The following is a 19244-nucleotide window of genomic DNA, read 5'->3' as shown; positions in this document are numbered from 1 at the left end:
CGATGTTCAGCTTTAGCGTAAGCGAGTTCACTAAGAATCAAAGGATAATGCATAACCAGGTTTTCTATCGCTGCGCAGGATATTAAATATTTAGAAGGTTTAACATTGTTAGTGTAGAATACTTTAACATAACTTCCTTAATCTGAAATCTTCTTGGCAATTGGATTTAAAACCCTTGAAAGTGGAGGTTACCAGTTGAAGCTCTCATCATTTTTATATTTAATGGCTTTTGGAATTGAGACGATATTATTTCGTCAAAAAAAGCCGATACTTGGTACTGTTATTCTAACTGATCAATGTAACCTATCGTGCAGACACTGTTCCGTCAATAATATTACTGCAGTGCTCCATCCCTATGGACAAATCAAAAAGGAATTACAAACACTCTATGCTATGGGTATCCGGATTTTATTTTTCTGCGGAGGAGAAACCTTTCTTTGGCGCGATGGGGAAAAGACGTTGCGCGATCTTGTAGTTGAGTCTAAGCAAATGGGTTTCTTGATTGTGAATGTGGTAACTAATGGAACTATTTCTCTAAACCTACCTGAAGCGGATCTGATACTGCTTAGTCTTGACGGGGATAGGGAAAAGCATAATCAGATTCGAGGGGATACCTATGATCTCATTATGAAAAATATAGAGCAAGCGCCAACCGACAATATCTGCCTCTATATGGCTATTAATCAAATTAATAAGGAAACTATTCCGGACGTGTGTAAAACGGCAATGAAGATGCAGAATATCCGAGCGGTGTCGTTCAATTTTCACACACCTTATCCAGATACAAAGGACTTAGCACTTTCCCGGGAGGAGAAAAAAGCGTGTTGTGATATCATCGAACAATTGATGGGTGCGGGAGCGCCTATCTTTAATTTGCGAAGTGCCTTTCCACATCTCATAAACAATACGTTTCCAACGCCTTGTCAGCAGTGTGTGGTCATGGAAAATGGAAAGTTAAGTGTTTGCGGTAGATGTATTGATATTCCAGGACTCTGTGAACAGTGCGGATACTTTTTCGTCGCAGAATACACGCTGATTTTCAAGGGAAAACCAAGGGTTATTCTAGATATGCTGAGAACCTATTTGAAATACATTTAGGATGGTGAATAATGAGCTTAATAACTACCGCTACACGCATGTGGCTAACTCGGTCCTTTGAGCCGTTCACCTTTAAAAACGATTATGATCAGACTCTGCCGTTTCAAGAGACAACCCAATTGGGACTATACGTTCACATCCCTTTCTGCAGGTCGATTTGTTCTTTTTGTCCCTATTGTAAAGTAATCTATGATCCAGCAGTTTGTGATGAGTACATCGATTATCTGATCAAAGAAATCCATATGGTAGGCAGTCTGAATGCCACCAAAAAGGTAGTTTCGAGCCTTTATTTCGGTGGCGGCTCTCCGGCACTGGCGCTTAATCGACTCGAAAAGGTGATTTCAGCCATAAAGGACCATTTCATCATAACCGAGGGAATTGGCATAGAACTGCATCCGGATAATATCGATATTGAAACCCTTGAACATCTGAAGAAAATTGGCATCACAAAGGTTAGTATCGGGATACAGTCCTTTCAGCCCTTACAACTGGAGATACTCGGAAGACAGAAGACGGATTTCACGAAACTGTTTCAAGCTCTAAAGAGGGTCACGTTTGAAACAATTTCTATGGATTTCATATTTGCCCTTCCTAATCAGACGATAACAGACTTAAAATCAGATATCGAAAAGGCCTTTGATCATGGTGCCAATCACATCGCTATTTACCCATTTATAGACTTCACCTTTGCTAATAGCAAGATTTCTTCCATCAATAAAAACGCGAAACGTAAACTAATGGACGAGATTACTTTGTACTGCCTAGCAAAGGGATATCGTAGAGATTCGATTTGGACCTTTTCCAATGACGACAACGCGAAATATTCATCAATGACTAGAGATAATTTCCTGGGATTTGGTTGTTCGGCAACAACTTTATTGAAGGACCAATTTAAAGTTAACACCTTCTCTATACAGGAATACCAGAAGCGGATCGAGCAGGGAAAACTGCCGACCTCGTTGACGATTCGCTTTACGAAAAGACAGCGAATGCTTTATTACCTTTTCTGGACCGCATACAGTACTAAGATTGATGCGAGGGAATTCGAACTATTTTTCGGAGAAGAGTTAACGAAAAACTTCGGCCTTGAGTTATGGCTGGCGAAACATTTGGGCTTTATAACAGAACAAAATGGCGTTTATTCGATGACTCTGAAGGGCGCTTTTTATTATCACTATTATGAGAACTATTACACGCTTTCGTATATCGATAAGATGTGGGGGATCATGAGAGAAGAGGCATTTCCAGAGTATATTTTATTATAATTCAGGCGAGGGTTGTACTTGCCGGCATCCTAAGCCCAAGAAAAAAGGAAAGCCTAAGAAAAGATAACGATTAAAAGAGGATATCTTATAAGAACGTGGTGCATTTTTGGTTACCTTTACTACCAATACTTCGAGTCGAACTGCATCGAGTACTATTACTGGTCTATCAATATATTTAGAATTGTCTTCCTCAAGGGGGAACTTTGCAAACCAGACATCGCCCACAATAATCATTTGTTCTTAAGATCTTTGTACATAGCCTCCCATTCTTCCTCATCGCGCCAAGGATCATCTTCGAGGATAACAGTGTAGCCGGATTCATCTTTTGCTGTGTTGGAATTTGCAATTTTGTATATTACGTCTTTGTGCTTTTTAACACAATCCTTATCCATATTATGCCATCCTTTTAATGCTTGTATCCATAAGTATTATACCCATTTATTAAAACATAGAAGGATCGAGTGGCTATTTAAGGAATTGATAAGTGATTCTTTTGCACGGACACTACACATAACACAAATTTGACCATTTTGCCAATAAGAAAGAAGTATGACGCGGCCCAAATTCTTACAAAAAAGTTCGACACTTATGGCATTATGTGGTGAGCGGCATACCTTTGCATGGAACATATGTTTTAATAAGATTAAACAAATGTTCCATTGCGGGAGTGCAAAGGTATGGGCAAACGAATTTCTTTCATATTGATGCTAATTCAGCATACTTGTCATGGGAGGCTGTTCACAGATTACAGAATGGTGACTCTTTAGACCTCAGAACTGTGCCTTCTGTGGTTGGTGGAGTTCCTGAGACTCGATATGGTATTACTGAAGTTTCTGCAAATTAAAATATATTTAGTAATATTTTGAAGGAGTATAAAAATTTGTGTAGAATTATGCATTCTATAGTAAAACTTAATACTTAAACTTTTTAAACTATTTAATAACAGGGCAACTCGTAAGCACTTTATCCTAATGGTATTTCCGTCTCAGCGATTTTATTGATCGATAGAGAGATTCGAGGCTTCTTGACAGTTACTCCTCAAGCTACAGATTTCGTTTTGTTCACTAGTGGTAAGTTTTTTGTGGAGGTTTCATATGCCTAAACTAGAGTGTTCTAGCACTACTGATAAAACGTGCTCTAAACAGGGTTTTGAACATCGTATGCTTTCATGCTTATTAGATCTTTCAAAAGAGGCAATTTTTGCTTGGGAGTTAAATGGCTCAATTGTATATTGGAACAAGGGAGCAGAGATGCTGTATGGATACAGCAGTCAAGAAGCTGTTGGTTGTTTGAGTCACGACTTATTAAAAACGGTGCATCCAAGCGAATTTAGCAATATCAAAGTATTGTTGGAAAGGGACGGACTCTGGAATGGAGTAATAGAACATACGTGCAAGAATGGTGAAAAGCTTATTATTGAAACAAGTCATCAGGTCATTCTTAATGAATTCGACGAGCCTATTGTACTTGAAACTAACCGAGATATTACCGAAAAGAAAAGAGCTGAAAAGGCTCTTAAAAACGCATATCAATTTACAAATGAAATTTTGGAAAGCATAAATGACGGTTTCTTCTCTCTTAATAGAGAATGGAAATTTACATATGTTAACCAACGTGCGGCGAAAAATGTAGGGTTTAAACGCTTTGAATTGCTAAATCAAAGCATATGGGATAACTTTGTTGGTATTAGAGGCTCAATTATGGAATCCAACTTTAGAAAGGTAATGAGTGAACGAATACCGTGCCATTTTGAATATGATGGACTTATAACTGATGAAAGTTATCATATTAGTGTCTATCCTGCTATAGATGGAATTTCAGTTTACTGGATTGATGTTACAGAGCAAAAGTTAGCGGAGCAAAAATTGACTAAATCTCAAGAACAGTTGGAGTCTATTCTTGAAAATATGTCAGATTGTTTTTGTGCTCTCAATTATGACTGGGAAATTACATATACGAATCGTTCAGCAGAAGTTGCTTTTGGGAGAGCTCGTGAAGAGTATATAGGCAAAAAGCTAACTGATGTAATGAAGATCAATGAATCAGCTCATAACCATTATAAAGAAGTAATCAACGAGAAGAAGTCTGTAAATTTTGAGATTTTATCAGAAGCCTTCGACAATAGGTGGCTTGATGTCAGTGCATACCCAACAGAAAATGGAATTGCTATATATTTTAGAGACGTTACAAGCAGTAAAATAGCAGAAGAAACCCTTCGCCAATCTGAAGAGAAATTTTCTAAATCTTTTCACGTCGGACCATTTATGATGACATTATCCACTGTTAATGAAGGTGTCATTTTAGATGCTAATGAGGCATTTTGTTCTGGAACAGGCTATACACGTGAAGAAATTGTTGGTCGCACTTCTAATGAATTAAATTTCTTTGTAGATATTCCCAAGAGGCAAGAGCTTGGGAAAATTCTTACGGAACACGGTAAGGTCGAGAATGCTGAACTTGATATACGTACAAAATCAGGCGAAATCCGCCATGTTTATATTTGGAGTCAGACATTTTATTTAGCAGGGGTTAATTGCCATATAACGGGAATTATTGACGTTACAGAGCAGAGGCGTCTACAAAAAGAAATGGCTAGACTTGATCGTCTCAGCCTTGTGGGGCAAATGGCGGCTGGTATTGCACATGAAATTAGAAATCCTATGACAACAGTACGGGGTTACCTCCAATTGTTGAGTGCAAAGCCTGACTATGAGGCTTACAAATCAACCTTTGAGTTAATGATATCGGAGATAGACCGTGCAAATTCAATTATTACAGAGTTTCTCTCACTGGCTCAACCAAACCAAACCAAACTGAATTTAGAAAATCTTAACGATATTCTTTTGAATTTATACCCTCTAATAGAGGCTGATACTTTTACTCAAAATAAACAAATTAACTTTATTCTGTCAGAAATACCTAACCTAAAATTGAATCCTAAAGAAATATCTCAACTGGTTCTCAATTTAACTCGCAATGGACTCGACGCAATGCGGGAAGGGGGAACTCTAACGATTAAAAGTTATTCAAAAGATGATACAGTAGTCCTTGAAATCTCTGATGAGGGATGTGGAATCCCAAGAGAAAACCTCGATAAGTTAGGAATACCTTTCTTTACGACTAAAGATAGCGGGACTGGTTTGGGGTTGGCAATCTGCTACAGAATAGCAGAATCTCATGATGCAAAAATGCAAATTGTTTCTAGTCCTAAAGGCACTACATTTTTTGTTAACTTTCCTATCCCATATAAAGTGGAATTCTAAGTACTGGTACTGGAGTTAAGGAATATAGAATCAGTAATTCGCTCAGCTTAGTTTCCTAAGGGAATTATTATGAGATAACGTAATTTCTAAGGAAGGCATAATACTTAAATGAAAGTGTATCATTTCCAAGATGAAATTTTATAGTCATTTGCCGTAGGTGCAAAGATTGAGAATCCGAGATGTGCAAGGGATGGTTTTAGACTGTCTCTTTTTTGTTTCATTACCTTCTATCATCTAAAGTCAAGAATTGAGCCCCTTTTTTATTCATATCATATTCTGTGGAGGAATTTGGCAAATCATGAAGAATCATAGTTAGGGCGGCGAATTATGGCGCAATTGAATAGTACCTAAGAGGTAAATTGTATTAATATATGAAAAAATATTACCAAAAAGGTAAAATTAATTGCATTACATAAAGGGGCGGAATATAATAAATATAGAATATAGAGATAGAAAACTTCAAAAGCAATGTTCAAATTCCCGTTTAGCTAAAAAGGATTTTGGGGTTGAGGTTGCAGATAAGCTATTGAGTTTAATCAATTTTCTCGATAATGCAAAGAATCTAATGGATATTGCAGTCATGCGCATATATCATTTGCATCCGTTAGACCGTGATAGAAAGGGTCAATTTGCTTTGGATTTAGGTCGAAGATTAGGATGGCGTTTACTTGTAATTCCATTGGATCATGAAGGTAAAAGGTGGAGCACTACCGAGGATGTCAATATTATATACAAATCAACCACAGTAATTTTAGTCTGGGAGGTGACAAAACATTATGAGTAAAGCTGAATATAAAGAGCTAATTGCTTTTCATCCAGGGTACTATCTAAAAGAGATTATTGAAGATATGGAGATTACCCAAGACGAGTTTGCTAAAAGATTGGAAACAACCGGAAAAAATTTAAGCGATTTGTTAAATGGAAAAAGCAAATTATCGAATGAAATTGCTCTAAAGCTTTCTATCATGTTTGGCACATCTGCAGATGTGTGGCTTAACTTGCAAAAAACTTATAATGAGAAAATTATAGAGATTGAACGCAGAAAACTTGAGGATTATGAAGCAGGTTGTGCTCAATTAATAGACTACTCTTATTTTATTGATTTAGGAGTAGTACCGATGGTAAGAAAATCAGCCGATAAGGCTAAAGAGTTATTGAAATATTTTAAGATAGCATCATTTAGCGTGTTGAAAAATACTGATTTTTTAGTTAATTATAGAACTGCCATTTCGACGGTCAATGAGAAGAATATTATTAATTCAAATGCTTGGGTTCAAACCGCTTTAAATATTGGGCAACAGTTAGACACAGAGTCATTTGATCAAAGAATGCTAAAAAGTCATTTGCAAGAAATTAGAAAAATGACATTACAGAATCCAGTAGATTTTTTGCCAAGATTGAAAGAAATCTTTGCATCTTGTGGTGTTGCATTTGTTGTTCTACCACATTTGAAAAATTCCGGTGTTAATGGGGCTGTAAAATGGATTAATAAAGAAAAGGTAATATTGGCGATCAACAATAGAAGGAAATATGCAGATATATTTTGGTTCTCTTTGTTCCATGAAATCGGTCATGTCTTACAGAAAAAAATAACTATGCTAATAGTTGGCATAGATGTTGAAGAAATGGATGAAACAAATAAAATCTTAGAAAGAGAAGCGGATGATTTTGCCAGAAATAGTTTATTACCAATGGACCATTATTGTGAATTTTTAAGCGGTAAGGATTATTCAGAAGAAGCTATAAGGCGATTTGCAAATAAAATGGATATACATCCTGGTATTGTAATTGGTCGGTTACAACTGGAAGGACACATTGGATTTGAACGTTTTAATAGGCTTAGAGGAAAATATATTATCCACTAAAACGTAAGAGAAATAGTAAAGAAAAGTGGGCTATTATGAAAAAGAAATCAAAGCTAGTCAGTAAGCCTAGAACAAGAGTTCTCTTCAATACTGGCACACGCCCCCATAAATCAAATAAAGACTACACCCGAAAAATAAAGTATAAGCAAACGACCTTTGAAGATGGAGAACAATAAGGAGAACCCGGTTATTAAGTTTTCGCTGCAGCTATGTTGAGTTTTGTGCATGGAAAGTTTAAGAAATAGATCGCGTAAGTTTGTTGCTTATATCAATGAATGACCACGACTTACTATCAAGACGTGGCCATTTTTGTAAAGGCTGACCAATACTTTGGCTTTCGACGTATACTCGCGATTTGTAATAATCAGTGCATGAATTGCTCCGTACATTGCCTTAGACGTTACAGCCTCTTGTACAGCACCTAGACCAATAGCTTGACGACTACTTAGTTTTGCTTGAACAACTGTTTTCATCCCTCTATATTTCTCCACCACCACGTCACACCCATAATCATTATGTGGAGTAAGTCTTGCCTTGAATCCTAAGTCTATAAATATTAGTCTTTTCTCGAAATCTCTTCCATCAGTCATCTTATCTATGTCGTGGATCCCCGATTTCGACAAGTACGATGGAGAATTTCCGTTTCACGCGTGAACTTCTCGAGCATCAGCCGAGTTATGAACCTTCCGAGCCTGTGCTGGTCATTACGAATGATTTTCATATGTTTCGGGCGAAGATTCTAGCTAGGCGTAATGGATTAAATCCAGTCGGTGTTCCTTCGCCAACGCCTTGGTATTTGAGGTCCAATGCATACTTAAGGGAGTATTTTGCGGTTGTGAAGTCTTTAGTTTTTGATCGGTAATGGGAATCCATAGCATTGGACAGTCAGTAAGGTCTTTACTATTACGGTAGTTGGGGGCCTTTTTATGTTTGTGAGACAGTTTCCCCCTTATTTCGCAGGAAAGTTATGAGATGATTAGGTCGTTCAGGGATTAGCCGACCAATAGCAGCATTAGAGTGAGGAGTGAATGGTATATGCGTTCATTTATGTCAGGCGTTGTTGTTGGAGTTATCGGATTAATTAGTTCTTTCTTTTTAGGCAACTCTGACAAAGTTATGTACTTTTTGTTTATTATTGGATTTATCCCTATTATAATATCTGGTTTTATGTCAGGGGCGTATGTGAGTGGTGATAGAGTCAGAGGCAATTATTCTGATTCCAAAGATTTTATTGAGCGTTCAGGCAGGTCAACCAAATTATTTATGTTCGGGATACCTTGCGTGTTGGCAGCAATAGCTATTCACTTTACCACTTGAATTTCAGAAGCAATGGTTTTATGAGGTTTTTCTATATGTTTTTTTGAAGGCACATGGCCCAGGGGGTACGTTATGGATTATGACAATGATAATAAGAAAATGCGAATAGGGATTTGGCTAATTTTACTATTCTTAGTTGTGGTAGTAACTTATTACTGGCAAAGATTCGAATTCAATTTTCTAAATTTCATACAGTTTTGGTTGATGGGACTTGTCCTGGCATATGCTCTTGTATTTATTCTTCATAAAATAATAAAATTATGGAAGGTACCAATAGTAATAATTGGCTTGAACCTAATTTTTCATTTTCTATACGGTTATAGCGGTGACGGTGTGATTGCTCTTTATTTTGTTAAAATACTATTTATTCTTTTAACTCTATTATTTACAATTTGGATTTATATTTTTAACAAACTCAAGGGCGGTATTGTAGAATAAGTGCTAGTTAGATGAGAGTGAGGTAAATGATGGGTTACACTTATGCCATTATAGTCATGTTTTTTAGGGATGTGGGTGGTAAGAAAGATTATGGATATAGATAAAAGAACAAAAGAGATTTCAAGGACTCTTTCAGAAATCACAGACCACCTTAACGGCAAAGAACATACTCAATCTATTTGCCTAAGATAGACAGAGTGTCAAAAATCTATGGAAAGAAGGTCGTTAAAGTTGATAAGAATGCCTTTTCGCCCACCTACTGATTACAGAAACGTAGCCAAAAGCCCACGGTTTTAATCGTGGGATGAAGGCGGCTTCGTAATTTCATGTAAATGTAAATGTCTTAGCACTATGATAAACTAGTATTAGTTTGATCTTTGAAAACTGGATAGAGTAAGAGGTTCTGATAGCTAATGCGTCTATCAGGTAAAACTCTATGTGGCGTCAAGAAAAAAGACGTTAAAACGATCGTTTTCAAAGAAACTGTGGTAGCTGGTAACAGGCTATCAGCCTAGAGTACGATTGTGTACTGCTCTAGGACGGGCTAATGGCATAGCCCTGAACTTGGGGTCATACTCCGATAGCAGAAATGTACTTCGGTTTAATCACCCAAGAATCCCATCGGCTTTAGCCGTGGGAGTGTCAATACTGCGAAGAGTTAGCTACTATAGATGAGCAGATTTGTGAACTGCTGGCAAAACGCAAAGAGCAATCAAATAACAATCCTGGGTTTCCGACCCTTGAGCTTATTTCCTCATGGAGCCAAAAGTTTGGACTTAACGAGGATTGGTTGCGGATGATTTTTTCAGTATTTATGCACGGTGAGGATCGATTGCTGTCACCAGTAGAACCAGCTGGTTTCTTGAAGTTCGTCCCAATTTTAAGATCCGTAGTTGTTGATAATATGATGTATGCCGTAACGCATATGAAACAATACAGCAATGCCAGCGTCGTGTACATCGAAATTGAAGTCAATATTGCTGAAGCATTTGTCATACTTGGACATGCTAGCTTTGAATTATTTATCTCTCCAGAATATCAGTGCAGACAAAGTAGCGGATCAGGACATGGAAAAGGCATGCAGCATTCTTTCGTAGTTACTCCGGCGTTACCTGATGATGTTAATGGATTGGAATTCCGTTTAAGTGTTAAACCACTTCGTGAAAATCCAGAATTTCAAGAGGTTCAATTCACTGAGACAACCGTCACGATCTAATGAGGAAACATGGAGAGAGTAAGCCCCCACCGGCTCCGGCCATCCATGCCATCGTTCCGTGTCCGTGACCGCGCTAATAATTAGGCCGGCAGAGCTATACCAAACTGTAACAATTAAACAATCTTATGTGATATTTTGTCATAGGTAAATTTCAAAATTAACTTTTTCTAAAGAACTGGATATAATATATTAAGCGAGTTGTTAAAAAGAGGAAATATTCCAATTGGATTTTTACTTAATCAGTTGTATAATCAAATTAACTCATTTAAAAGAGGTGATTCCTATGGCAACTGTTTCCTTTACTAAAGATTTCGCCATTACAAAAAGAGAGACTGTTGAAAGACTTGAAAAAGGTATTCTTACCGCTAAGCCTTTAGTTATAGATTCGAAAAAAGTCCTTACCGAGAAGAAGGAAAGTGAGGAGAGATTATTGGATTTGCTTCGCTCCAAAGCCTAATTAAGGCAGAGGATATAGATGAGAATTTATGGAGAGATGCGCTCTCTCTTTTTTGTTGCAATAAAGATGAAGATGTCACGGATTTTATGAATAGAAAGGCTATCGAATTCGAGAAGAGGGATAAATGCCGTAGTTATCTCTATTTTGACGAGCATTTTCTGAGGGAAACAGGGAAGCTGAAAATTCTGGGCTATTTCTCTATTGCGATGAAAACGATGAAGGTTCCGATTATAGATACCATGTCAAATACACTTCGAAAAAAGCTCGGAAATATTTCAGACAGGGAACAAAACCTTGTCGTGTTTCTGATCGGGCAACTGGGAAGGGATACGAGATATACTCAAGAGGATTTAGCTGGGAAGAAGATGCTCGAGGATTGTTATGGTTTAATAAATAGTGCTAGGGATATTGTTGGCGGAAGATTAATATTACTTGAATGTAAACCCATTGATGGATTATGTAATTATTATGAACGCGAAGGTTTTATAGATATAACAGAAAATGCCGATGGCCTAAAACAGTACATAAGATTCTTCGAATAGGTATAGGATTCGGGCGGAGAATGTTATTGAAATTAGAGATAAATCGAAACAGTATGAAGTTCAAGAATTAATAACACGTAGTATGTATTGGGATAGAATGGGACCGTTACTTTGATAAAAAGTAGCGGCATTTTTATTGTACATTAAAAGCATGAAAAGGAGGCGTTGCTAACATTGTTTTGTCTCTCCGACAAGTTATAACTGCGTCATTGAATCAAGAAACTGCAGTAAATCAAGCGTTGCCAAGACAATACCTAACGAGAAAAGGAATAATGTACATTGGCCCAAAATTGCTGCCTAACTAACGTAAATGCCAATTATCAATTCGAATTGCGACATTCAGGAGGTCTAGCACTTCGGCATCATTCAAGAGGTAATCTGCTGTAAAAATATTGGCCTCATATTCATAGGTGGAAGCTTCGTCAAAAAGGGCAAAATCATGAAATGGCTTAATACCGGATGCTTTACGGTGGAGCACAGCATGAGCGATTTCATGCATCAGTATGATACGCTGTATTCCCTCGGGAAGATCACTGTTAATGGCAATAACCTGTTGTCTTGCTTTGTAAAGATAAAAACCCTTGCAGGCGTTGGGGAAGGTGCCCAGAGCTTCTGCTAAAAGAATCATTTTCATGGATCGGCAAAGTCTGTACGGATCGTCCTCATCATACTTTTTAGTGATTCGCGCGACCTCGCCGGAAATATAATTTGTTGACTATTTCGCATTTTTCAGTGACAACAGACAAAAATAAAAAGGCCCGAAGGCCTTGTATTTCTAGTGTGGTGCGGTCGAGAGGACTTGAACCTCCATGCCCTTGCGAGCACTAGAACCTGAATCTAGCGCGTCTGCCAGTTCCGCCACGACCGCGTAACATTGATTATTATAGGGGATGACATTCATCTTGTCAACCTATTTTGTAGATAATTTTTAGTAGTGTTCAGCTAATGTTTCTGTATTCAGTATAATGAAACTTAAATATTTCGCGTTCTAATTTTCTATGGTACAATTATGGCTTAAAGAATAAGTTGTTGAAGGTTTCGAAATAATTATGATTTAACTTTATCAGATCTTATTACAAAAAGTTGTACCTAGTTTTTAGAAAAGAAGAGCAGACCCCGGCATCATATAAAATTATGCTAGGGGTCTTTAGTATAGAGAGGGAAGAGAGAGTTTCTTATGAGGAATTGGTCAACGGGAGATTTTCCGGAGTGGGTGATTTGGGGAGTTGTTTTAGTATGGGGAGCAAACTATGTTGTTGGTAAATGGGGGATGGCTGGATTTGATCCTCTGTCGTTTACTGTGCTCCGCTTTGTAGGAGCATCTCCTATTCTTCTTCTGCTTTTGTATGCTCTGGAAAAAAATATACGAGTTGAATTAAAGGATTGTTGGAGTTTAGCTCTAATTGGCTTAGTGGGAGTTACGGTCTACCAAACGTTGTTTATGGCTGCTGTAAAATATGCTACTGCGACAAATGCTTCCTTGATGTTAGCAGTATCACCGGTTTTTACGGCTATATTTGCTTGGCTGGCGGGACAAGAACGTTTGAGCTCACGAGGACGAAGAGGGAGTGCCTTATCAATAGTGGGCGTGGTTTTCGTTTTATTATTTGGAACAAATAAATTAGCCCTTGGCTGGGAAGTTTTGCGAGGCGATCTTATTGCCTTGTTGTCTTCTTGTATCTGGGGGTTATATCCTGTACTTGCCAAACGCATGCTAAGTAAGTATTCTGCCTTGAAAACGATCACTTTCTCCTCTCTCTTTGGGACCGTATTTCTTCTGCTTGTTGGTCTGAAAGGGGTTACCGAGTTATCATGGTCAACAATCCCCTTATCTGCCTGGGGTTCGGTGTTGTTCTCAACGTTCCTCGTCACAGCTTATGGCCTGGTAGTTTGGTATTATGCTATAAGCAGGATTGGAGTAAATCGGGTGATGGCTTATATGTATGCTGTTCCTGCTGTTGCCGTCGTCACGGCTGCTCTGATTTTGAAAGAGAGGATTCATCTTTTGCAGATTGTAGGAGCAGTCATCATTTTCGGGGGAATTCGTCTTATACGCAAAGATAAGATTTCGATGGTTGAGGATTAGAGAGCCGCAATAGGACCTGGCATCGATTTAGCTAGAGGATTAGACAATAGGAGGGCATCATGACTAAACGGATAATTGTGGGTGTAACCGGAGCAAGTGGTTCAATCTATGCACTAACCCTGATTAAGGTTCTGGCGTTAATGGAATGGCAGGTTGAGTTGGTTATGACGTCAACGGGCGAAAAGGTGTTGACCTTTGAGACGGGGGCTGATCGCCAGGACTTACCTAAGAATGTTCATATCCATGAAAATACAAATTTGTTTTCTTCTCTGGCAAGTGGCTCTTATCGAACTCATGGGATGGTTGTTATTCCCTGTTCGATGAATACTTTAGGTTTAATGGCAACCGGTACAGGAGATCATCTCTTAGCACGTGCGGCCCAGGTAACGTTGAAAGAACGCCGGCCTCTAGTGGTTGTGCCGCGTGAAATGCCCTACAACATTATTCATTTGGAAAATATGCTGCGGCTGGCAAGGGCAGGAGCGACAATTATGCCTGCTTCACCGGGCTTTTATCATCATCCTCGGGAGATTCAGGATTTAGTGAATCATGTAGTTGGGCGAGTGTTGGATCAGTTTGGAGTAGATCATACTTTATTTGAACGTTGGAGCGGTGTCTAGAAAGCAGTTAGATATCAAGATATCGGTGAAAAGGGAGGAGATCAAAAATTGCTTCCTATTAAATATGTCATTTTGATTTATATTCTCTGGAATTGTTATGTTTTTATCACCATGGGAAGAGATAAGAAAAAGGCAAAAATGGGACGCTGGAGAATTTCAGAAGCAACGTTGCTCTGGATGGGGGCATTTGGCGGAGTAGGATTGTTCGCTGGTATGAAGTATTTTCACCATAAAACCTCTCATCCCAAATTTCTCGTTGCTGCTCCTGTATTTGTGATTTTTAATACAGCTATTCTGGGTTTCTTGATTTACAAGCATATTATTGTCTAAGCTTGAATAAGCAATCGACTTATCCAATCGTGAAACTTCCACTTCTAGAAGCGGAAGCAGTTTTTCTATACCTTGCTCCGGTAGGAGAGTTCATCCTTTAGCGCGATAGCATTTGTTATGGGCCAGGCGCTTTTGGGAAAGTGTCCTCAGGACACTTTCGTCACCGAAGTCCCGATGTTCAGCTTTAGCTGAATGAGTTCACAGTTTCGATTCGAAGAAGCTAATGGGGGTTGATCAGATGGTTGAACTGATCGATGTAAAAGATTATGCTCAGCAGATCGCTGAAGCAATCGCGACTGTTGTGAAAATTGATATTGAAATAGCCGATAAAAAGTTAATTCGTATTGCCGGAACAGGCCGCTATCATAAAGGAGTCGGGCAGTCTATGGACCGACAAGGGTATGTGTATCGTGAAGTTCTTCGCACCGGTCATCAGTTTGTCATTGAAACCCCGGGTATCCATCCTCTATGTGGCCCTTGTAAGGCTCGAGGCAATTGTTCGGAGAAGTATGAGGTGGTATCGCCAATCAATGTTGATGGTAAAGCAGTGGGCGCTATTGGAATGATCTGTTTTACGGAAGTTCAGGCCAAATTAATTGCTGAGAATCAACATTCTTATCTCATTTTTCTAACGAAAATGGCTGAGACGATTGCCTTAAAACTTAAAGAACAGGAATTTATGGCGGGACTCGTTTCGGCAAACCATTATTTAAATTCGATTATCGATTGTTTGGATGAGGGTCTGCTGACAACAGATCTTGACGGTATGATTCTTCATTTTAACCAGGCAGCCCAAGGCCTTTTCAGTGCAAATCTGCTTCATCCCAGTAGCCGTTTAGACTCTCTCTTTCCTCCGCAGATCGTTGCGGAAATTCTAACGGTTGGAAAAAGTGCGGAAGATGTTGTTGAGCGAGAAGTATATATTGAGTCTAAGAAAAATCAGCAGCATATGCTTTTGCGGGCATTGCCTATGGAAGGCGAAGGTGGGGTTAAAAGTCTTGCCGTGATTCTTCGGCCCTTCGACGAAATCAGTCGCATCGTTCATCGCTTGAGTTCCCGGGAGGTCGGTTATTCAATCGAAGATATCTTGGGAGAGAGCGAGTGTATGTGTCAAATTCGAGAACAGGCCAGAGTCATTGCCGCAAGTAGGTCTACAGTTTTAATTCTGGGTGAGAGTGGTACTGGGAAGGAGATACTGGCTCGGTCGATTCACAATCTTAGTCCGAGACGCCAAGGCATGTTTATGACCATTAATTGTACAGCTATTCCTGAAAATTTACTGGAAAGTGAACTTTTTGGTTATGAAGATGGAGCCTTTACCGGAGCCCGCAAAGGCGGGAAGATTGGTAAAATCGAATTAGCCAATAAAGGAACCGTATTTCTGGATGAAATCGGGGATATGCCTCTTTATTTGCAAGCTAAGATTCTACGGGTTCTCCAAGAACGAAAGATTGAGCGCATCGGCGGTATCACGGCAAGTTCTGTCGATGTGAGAATTATAGCAGCTACCCATCGTAATTTGGAGGAAATGATGGCTAAAGGGGAATTCCGGGAGGATTTATATTACCGGATCAATGTTATTCCTATTTATATCAAGCCTTTGCGGGAGAGGAAAGAAGACCTGCCGATTTTGATTCAGCATTTTATCGAAGTGTACAATCAGCAATTGAATAAAAATGTTCATGACCTATCGGAAGGTTTTCGCCGGAGACTTCAGGGCTATGCTTTTCCTGGCAATGTTCGCGAGTTACAAAATATTATTGAGTATGCTATGAATCTAGCGGAGGATTCAAGATTAACGGTAGACCATTTGCCTGTAAGAATGAAACAAGAAGAATTACAGGAAGAATATCAAGATCGATTTAATTTAGAGAGGATCGAACGGGAAACTATTCTTCGCTGTTACCAGATGACAGAGGGAGGGGCTAGAGGGAAAGAAAAGGCAGCTAAAGCTTTAGGGATCGGCCTGGCAACTTTATATCGCAAGTTAGCGCGTTACAATATTGAATAACTGAAGTAAAATGATGCTTTCAGGGAATACAGAAAAGCGGAAACTTTTTTGTTAGTGTAATTTCTCAAAATGATAATTAGTTATATTTTTGATAAGTCTTTAAATACTCGTAATCAAAAGGTTTAATGTTTAAATTTTATCAATTTGAGAATGGGAATTCATTATACTTTTTTGCCTTTTCGTAAAAACTCTGTAAAAATGCTATTTTTCAGAGATTTTTGTTATCTGGCATGTTTTTTGCACGGTTAGATAAAAATGTGGGTAGCTAATTTTACTTGTCGTTAAAGAATATACTATGTCTTATCTTCACTTGTTAAGATTGTGATTCAAAATAAATGTTTAGGGATGGAGGGGTAAAATTGGCTTACGATGTTGTAGGAAAAAGCGTCAGGAGAGTTGATGCGGTCGCTAAGGTAACCGGCAAGGCCAAATATACGGATGATTTTTCGGAACGGGATATGTTAGTCGCCAAAATCTTGCATAGTCCTTATGCTCATGCCGTTGTTAAATCGATCGATGTGAGTGAGGCTAAATCTTTGCCAGGTGTTGAAGCGGTAATAACGTATCAAGATTTACCACACATCAAGTTTTCCACCGCCTTACCTGGTGTCATGAACGATGTCTTAGATGATGAACAAGAGGTGGATTTGCCTTTGTTTGCCACTGCTGGACATCCTTATTCTTTAGATCCGGGGCATCGGGATAAAGAGGACCGATTTATTTTAGCTAAAAAAGCACGTTATGTCGGAGATGCCATTGCGGCAGTTGTTGCTGAGGATGCAATTGTTGCCGCTAAAGCTTTGAAACTAATTCGCGTGGAGTATGAAGTTCTTGAGGCGTTAACAACCCCTGAAGCAGCTATGCGGGAAGGTGCCCCTCGAATTCATGAGGAGAGTGAGGGGAACGTTCTCTCTACGGGAGGCGGCTTTGAACGAGGTGACATGGAGGCTGCGTTACAAGAGTCGGATTATGTTTTTGAGGGAGAGTATGAGACGAGTATCGTTCAACATTGTCATCTCGAACTTCAGACGTCCCATGCTTATGTGGATGCGGATGGCCGAATTGTGATTGTTACCTCGACTCAAATTCCCCAGATTGTACGGCGTATTGTAGCACAATCTCTGGGTTTGCCTTGGGGAAAAGTTAGAGTGATCAAGCCTTATGTTGGCGGTGGTTTTGGCAATAAGCAAGATGTTTGTTATGAGCCTTTGAATGCAGCTTTGACCCTGGCCGTCGGTGGCCGGCCTGTTAAATTGGAACTTTCCCGCGAGGAAGGGATGGTGGATACTCGAACACGTCATGCCTTTAAATTTAAGATTAAAACTGGTGTCGATAAGGATGGAACAATTCATGCTATTCAGATTTCAGCAATTTCCAATACCGGAGCTTATGCCTCCCATGGAAGTTCAATTGCTGGGAGCGGAGGAAGCAAGTTCCGTTATCTCTATCCTGTAAAAGCCATGAAATACTCACCGGTCACGGTTTATACAAATCTGCCGGTGGCCGGTGCTATGCGCGGCTATGGAACTCCGCAGATCTTTTTTGCCTTTGAGTCTCACATTGAAGATGTTGCCAAAAGGCTTAACCTTGATCCTATCGAAGTGCGCCGGAAAAACTTAGTGGATGTTGGTTATGTTGAACCCTTCAGCAAAAATAAAGTTCTCACCTGCGGAATTCGCGAATGTATTGAAAAGGGTAAGGAGCTTATCCGTTGGGATGAAAAGAAGGAACGTTACCAAAATCAGACGGGAGATATCCGCCGTGGAGTAGGAATGGCCTGTTTCAGCTATGCTTCGGGAACTTATCCTGTCGCTTTGGAACTAGCAGCTGCCCGCATTGTCCTTAATCAGGACGGTTCAGTTCAGCTTCAGCTTGGCGCTACGGAAATTGGCCAAGGAAGTGATACGGTATTTGCACAAATGGCAGCGGAAATTTTGGGACTCCCGGTGTCTATGGTCCATGTAATTTCTCAACAAGATACGGATATTTCTCCCTTTGATACGGGTTCCTACGCTTCGCGTCAAACCTATGTCAGCGGGATGGCGGTTGAAAAAGCTGCTTTAGAAGTCAAGAACAAAATCTTAGCCTTTGCGCAAAAAATTACTGATCTACCTGCGCATAGTTTAGATCTTAAAGACCAAATGATCGTCTATAAACATTCGGGGGAACCTGTCCTGCCTCTTTGGGAAGTTGCTATGCAGTCCTTTTATGATCGAGTCAATGCCCAGCCGATAACGAGCGATGTTTCCAATAATGCCCGAATTAATGCTGTACCCTTTGGTGTAACCTTTGCTGAGGTGGAAGTGGATCTTAAAACAGGAAAGATAAAAGTTTTGGAAATCTACAACGTTCATGATTCGGGTAAAATTGTTAATCCCCAGCTGGCGGCGGGACAGGTCCATGGCGGTGTAAGTATGGCCATAGGATATGCTTTGTCTGAGCAATTGCTTTTTGATGAAGCGACAGGGAGACCTTTAAATAATAATTTGCTGGACTACAAACTTCCCACCATCATGGATACGCCGGAGATTGGCGCTGCCTTTGTGGAAATCGACGATCCGACCGGGCCCTTTGGCGTAAAAGCTTTGGGAGAACCTCCCGTTATTTCCCCGGCTCCGGCTATTCGCAATGCGGTTTTAGACGCCACGGGCGTTGCCTTCAATCGCATACCGATGAATCCTCAACGAGTCTTTGAGAGTTTTAAAAAAGCTGGATTATTATAAAGGCGGTGAAATG

General features: G+C 39.5%; 18 protein-coding genes, 1 tRNA gene and 2 pseudogenes. 17 read left to right on the top strand and 4 right to left on the bottom strand.

What is annotated here, in order from left to right; all coding sequences use genetic code 11:
• Positions 1–195 precede the first annotated feature (195 nt).
• Positions 196–1098, top strand: coding sequence for a radical SAM protein (locus B5771_RS21885; protein ID WP_088189426.1), 903 nt, complete (start codon positions 196–198; stop codon positions 1096–1098).
• A gap of 11 nt (positions 1099–1109) precedes the next feature.
• Entirely contained in the window at positions 1110–2363 is a 1254-nt protein-coding gene (locus B5771_RS21880; protein WP_088189425.1) for a radical SAM protein, read from the top strand.
• A 230-nt stretch (positions 2364–2593) separates the two neighbouring features.
• On the opposite strand, the gene B5771_RS24440 is transcribed toward B5771_RS21880, so the two are convergent.
• Positions 2594–2755 (bottom strand): hypothetical protein, encoded by a 162-nt coding sequence (locus tag B5771_RS24440; protein ID WP_172408343.1) that lies wholly within the window; start codon positions 2753–2755, stop codon positions 2594–2596.
• A gap of 275 nt (positions 2756–3030) precedes the next feature.
• Between B5771_RS24440 and B5771_RS24940 the strand changes: the two are divergent.
• From B5771_RS24940 to B5771_RS21855, 4 genes and pseudogenes are all read left to right on the top strand, one after another.
• Positions 3031–3186, top strand: a pseudogene (locus B5771_RS24940) (DNA polymerase IV); the annotation flags it as partial.
• A gap of 271 nt (positions 3187–3457) precedes the next feature.
• Positions 3458–5626, top strand: coding sequence for a PAS domain-containing sensor histidine kinase (locus tag B5771_RS21865; RefSeq protein WP_088189423.1), 2169 nt, complete (start codon positions 3458–3460; stop codon positions 5624–5626).
• A gap of 403 nt (positions 5627–6029) precedes the next feature.
• Positions 6030–6410, top strand: coding sequence for a hypothetical protein (locus B5771_RS21860; RefSeq protein WP_088189422.1), 381 nt, complete (start codon positions 6030–6032; stop codon positions 6408–6410).
• Positions 6403–7491 (top strand): HigA family addiction module antitoxin, encoded by a 1089-nt coding sequence (locus B5771_RS21855; protein ID WP_088189421.1) that lies wholly within the window; start codon positions 6403–6405, stop codon positions 7489–7491. Before B5771_RS21860 ends, B5771_RS21855 begins: the two co-directional genes overlap by 8 nt.
• Positions 7492–7754: 263 nt before the next feature.
• Here B5771_RS21855 and B5771_RS21850 read toward each other — a convergent pair whose 3' ends face one another.
• Positions 7755–8081 carry a restriction endonuclease gene (locus tag B5771_RS21850; RefSeq protein ID WP_140417774.1) on the bottom strand — a complete coding sequence of 109 codons (327 nt, stop codon included), beginning with the start codon at positions 8079–8081 and terminating at the stop codon, positions 7755–7757.
• A gap of 26 nt (positions 8082–8107) precedes the next feature.
• Between B5771_RS21850 and B5771_RS21845 the strand changes: the two are divergent.
• The 6 genes and pseudogenes from B5771_RS21845 to B5771_RS21820 all read left to right on the top strand — a co-directional run.
• Positions 8108–8353, top strand: a pseudogene (locus B5771_RS21845) (YdcF family protein); the annotation flags it as partial.
• A gap of 173 nt (positions 8354–8526) precedes the next feature.
• The gene (locus B5771_RS21840) at positions 8527–8808 is read left to right on the top strand and encodes a DUF5316 family protein (protein ID WP_088189419.1); all 282 of its coding nucleotides are present in this window, start codon (positions 8527–8529) and stop codon (positions 8806–8808) included.
• Positions 8809–8880: 72 nt separating this feature from the next.
• Positions 8881–9246, top strand: coding sequence for a hypothetical protein (locus B5771_RS21835; RefSeq protein ID WP_088189418.1), 366 nt, complete (start codon positions 8881–8883; stop codon positions 9244–9246).
• 796 nt (positions 9247–10042) lie between these two features.
• Positions 10043–10462: a hypothetical protein gene (locus B5771_RS21830; protein ID WP_242966936.1), complete on the top strand. Its 420-nt coding sequence runs from the start codon at positions 10043–10045 to the stop codon at positions 10460–10462.
• 283 nt (positions 10463–10745) lie between these two features.
• Positions 10746–10919 (top strand): hypothetical protein, encoded by a 174-nt coding sequence (locus tag B5771_RS24435; protein ID WP_172408342.1) that lies wholly within the window; start codon positions 10746–10748, stop codon positions 10917–10919.
• Positions 10920–11005: 86 nt separating this feature from the next.
• A complete protein-coding gene (locus B5771_RS21820; protein WP_088189415.1) occupies positions 11006–11461 on the top strand; it encodes a hypothetical protein in 456 nt (151 codons plus the stop codon).
• A gap of 301 nt (positions 11462–11762) precedes the next feature.
• On the opposite strand, the gene B5771_RS21815 is transcribed toward B5771_RS21820, so the two are convergent.
• On the bottom strand, positions 11763–12095 hold the full coding sequence (locus tag B5771_RS21815) for an ImmA/IrrE family metallo-endopeptidase (protein WP_088189414.1): 333 nt from the start codon (positions 12093–12095) through the stop codon (positions 11763–11765).
• A 147-nt stretch (positions 12096–12242) separates the two neighbouring features.
• A tRNA-Leu gene (locus B5771_RS21810) sits at positions 12243–12329 on the bottom strand.
• A gap of 309 nt (positions 12330–12638) precedes the next feature.
• Here B5771_RS21810 and B5771_RS21805 point away from each other — a divergent pair.
• The 5 genes from B5771_RS21805 to xdhA all read left to right on the top strand — a co-directional run bounded on the left by B5771_RS21805 (position 12639) and on the right by xdhA (position 19231).
• Positions 12639–13547, top strand: a complete 909-nt coding sequence (locus B5771_RS21805; protein ID WP_088189413.1) for a DMT family transporter — start codon at positions 12639–12641, stop codon at positions 13545–13547.
• A 59-nt stretch (positions 13548–13606) separates the two neighbouring features.
• The gene (locus tag B5771_RS21800) at positions 13607–14167 is read left to right on the top strand and encodes a UbiX family flavin prenyltransferase (protein WP_088189412.1); all 561 of its coding nucleotides are present in this window, start codon (positions 13607–13609) and stop codon (positions 14165–14167) included.
• 48 nt (positions 14168–14215) lie between these two features.
• Entirely contained in the window at positions 14216–14497 is a 282-nt protein-coding gene (locus tag B5771_RS21795; protein WP_088189411.1) for a DUF1294 domain-containing protein, read from the top strand.
• Positions 14498–14735: 238 nt separating this feature from the next.
• The gene (locus B5771_RS21790; RefSeq protein ID WP_088189410.1) at positions 14736–16508 is read left to right on the top strand and encodes a sigma 54-interacting transcriptional regulator; all 1773 of its coding nucleotides are present in this window, start codon (positions 14736–14738) and stop codon (positions 16506–16508) included.
• Between the two features lie 359 nt (positions 16509–16867).
• Complete coding sequence (xdhA, locus tag B5771_RS21785) at positions 16868–19231, top strand: xanthine dehydrogenase molybdenum-binding subunit XdhA (RefSeq protein WP_088189409.1); 2364 nt, start codon at positions 16868–16870, stop codon at positions 19229–19231.
• Positions 19232–19244: the final 13 nt, after the last annotated feature.

Origin of the sequence: Desulfosporosinus sp. FKA, assembly GCF_002196785.1 — a bacterium.
Classification (GTDB): domain Bacteria; phylum Bacillota; class Desulfitobacteriia; order Desulfitobacteriales; family Desulfitobacteriaceae; genus Desulfosporosinus; species Desulfosporosinus acididurans.
The sequence above is the reverse complement of the archived record's forward strand: the minus strand, read 5'-3'. Positions and strand labels throughout refer to the sequence as shown.

What these genes read in the sequence shown, in the direction of transcription:
- B5771_RS21835 (WP_088189418.1), top strand. Translation starts at nt 8,881, where the DNA reads ATGGATTATGACAATGATAATAAGAAAATGCGAATAGGGATTTGGCTA.
- B5771_RS21790 (WP_088189410.1), top strand. Translation starts at nt 14,736, where the DNA reads ATGGTTGAACTGATCGATGTAAAAGATTATGCTCAGCAGATCGCTGAA.
- B5771_RS21850 (WP_140417774.1), bottom strand. Translation starts at nt 8,081, where the DNA reads ATGACTGATGGAAGAGATTTCGAGAAAAGACTAATATTTATAGACTTA.
- B5771_RS21880 (WP_088189425.1), top strand. Translation starts at nt 1,110, where the DNA reads ATGAGCTTAATAACTACCGCTACACGCATGTGGCTAACTCGGTCCTTT.
- B5771_RS21830 (WP_242966936.1), top strand. Translation starts at nt 10,043, where the DNA reads ATGATTTTTTCAGTATTTATGCACGGTGAGGATCGATTGCTGTCACCA.
- B5771_RS21865 (WP_088189423.1), top strand. Translation starts at nt 3,458, where the DNA reads ATGCCTAAACTAGAGTGTTCTAGCACTACTGATAAAACGTGCTCTAAA.
- B5771_RS24435 (WP_172408342.1), top strand. Translation starts at nt 10,746, where the DNA reads ATGGCAACTGTTTCCTTTACTAAAGATTTCGCCATTACAAAAAGAGAG.
- B5771_RS21815 (WP_088189414.1), bottom strand. Translation starts at nt 12,095, where the DNA reads ATGAAAATGATTCTTTTAGCAGAAGCTCTGGGCACCTTCCCCAACGCC.
- B5771_RS24440 (WP_172408343.1), bottom strand. Translation starts at nt 2,755, where the DNA reads ATGGATAAGGATTGTGTTAAAAAGCACAAAGACGTAATATACAAAATT.
- B5771_RS21805 (WP_088189413.1), top strand. Translation starts at nt 12,639, where the DNA reads ATGAGGAATTGGTCAACGGGAGATTTTCCGGAGTGGGTGATTTGGGGA.
- B5771_RS21855 (WP_088189421.1), top strand. Translation starts at nt 6,403, where the DNA reads ATGAGTAAAGCTGAATATAAAGAGCTAATTGCTTTTCATCCAGGGTAC.
- B5771_RS21840 (WP_088189419.1), top strand. Translation starts at nt 8,527, where the DNA reads ATGCGTTCATTTATGTCAGGCGTTGTTGTTGGAGTTATCGGATTAATT.
- B5771_RS21800 (WP_088189412.1), top strand. Translation starts at nt 13,607, where the DNA reads ATGACTAAACGGATAATTGTGGGTGTAACCGGAGCAAGTGGTTCAATC.
- B5771_RS21820 (WP_088189415.1), top strand. Translation starts at nt 11,006, where the DNA reads ATGAATAGAAAGGCTATCGAATTCGAGAAGAGGGATAAATGCCGTAGT.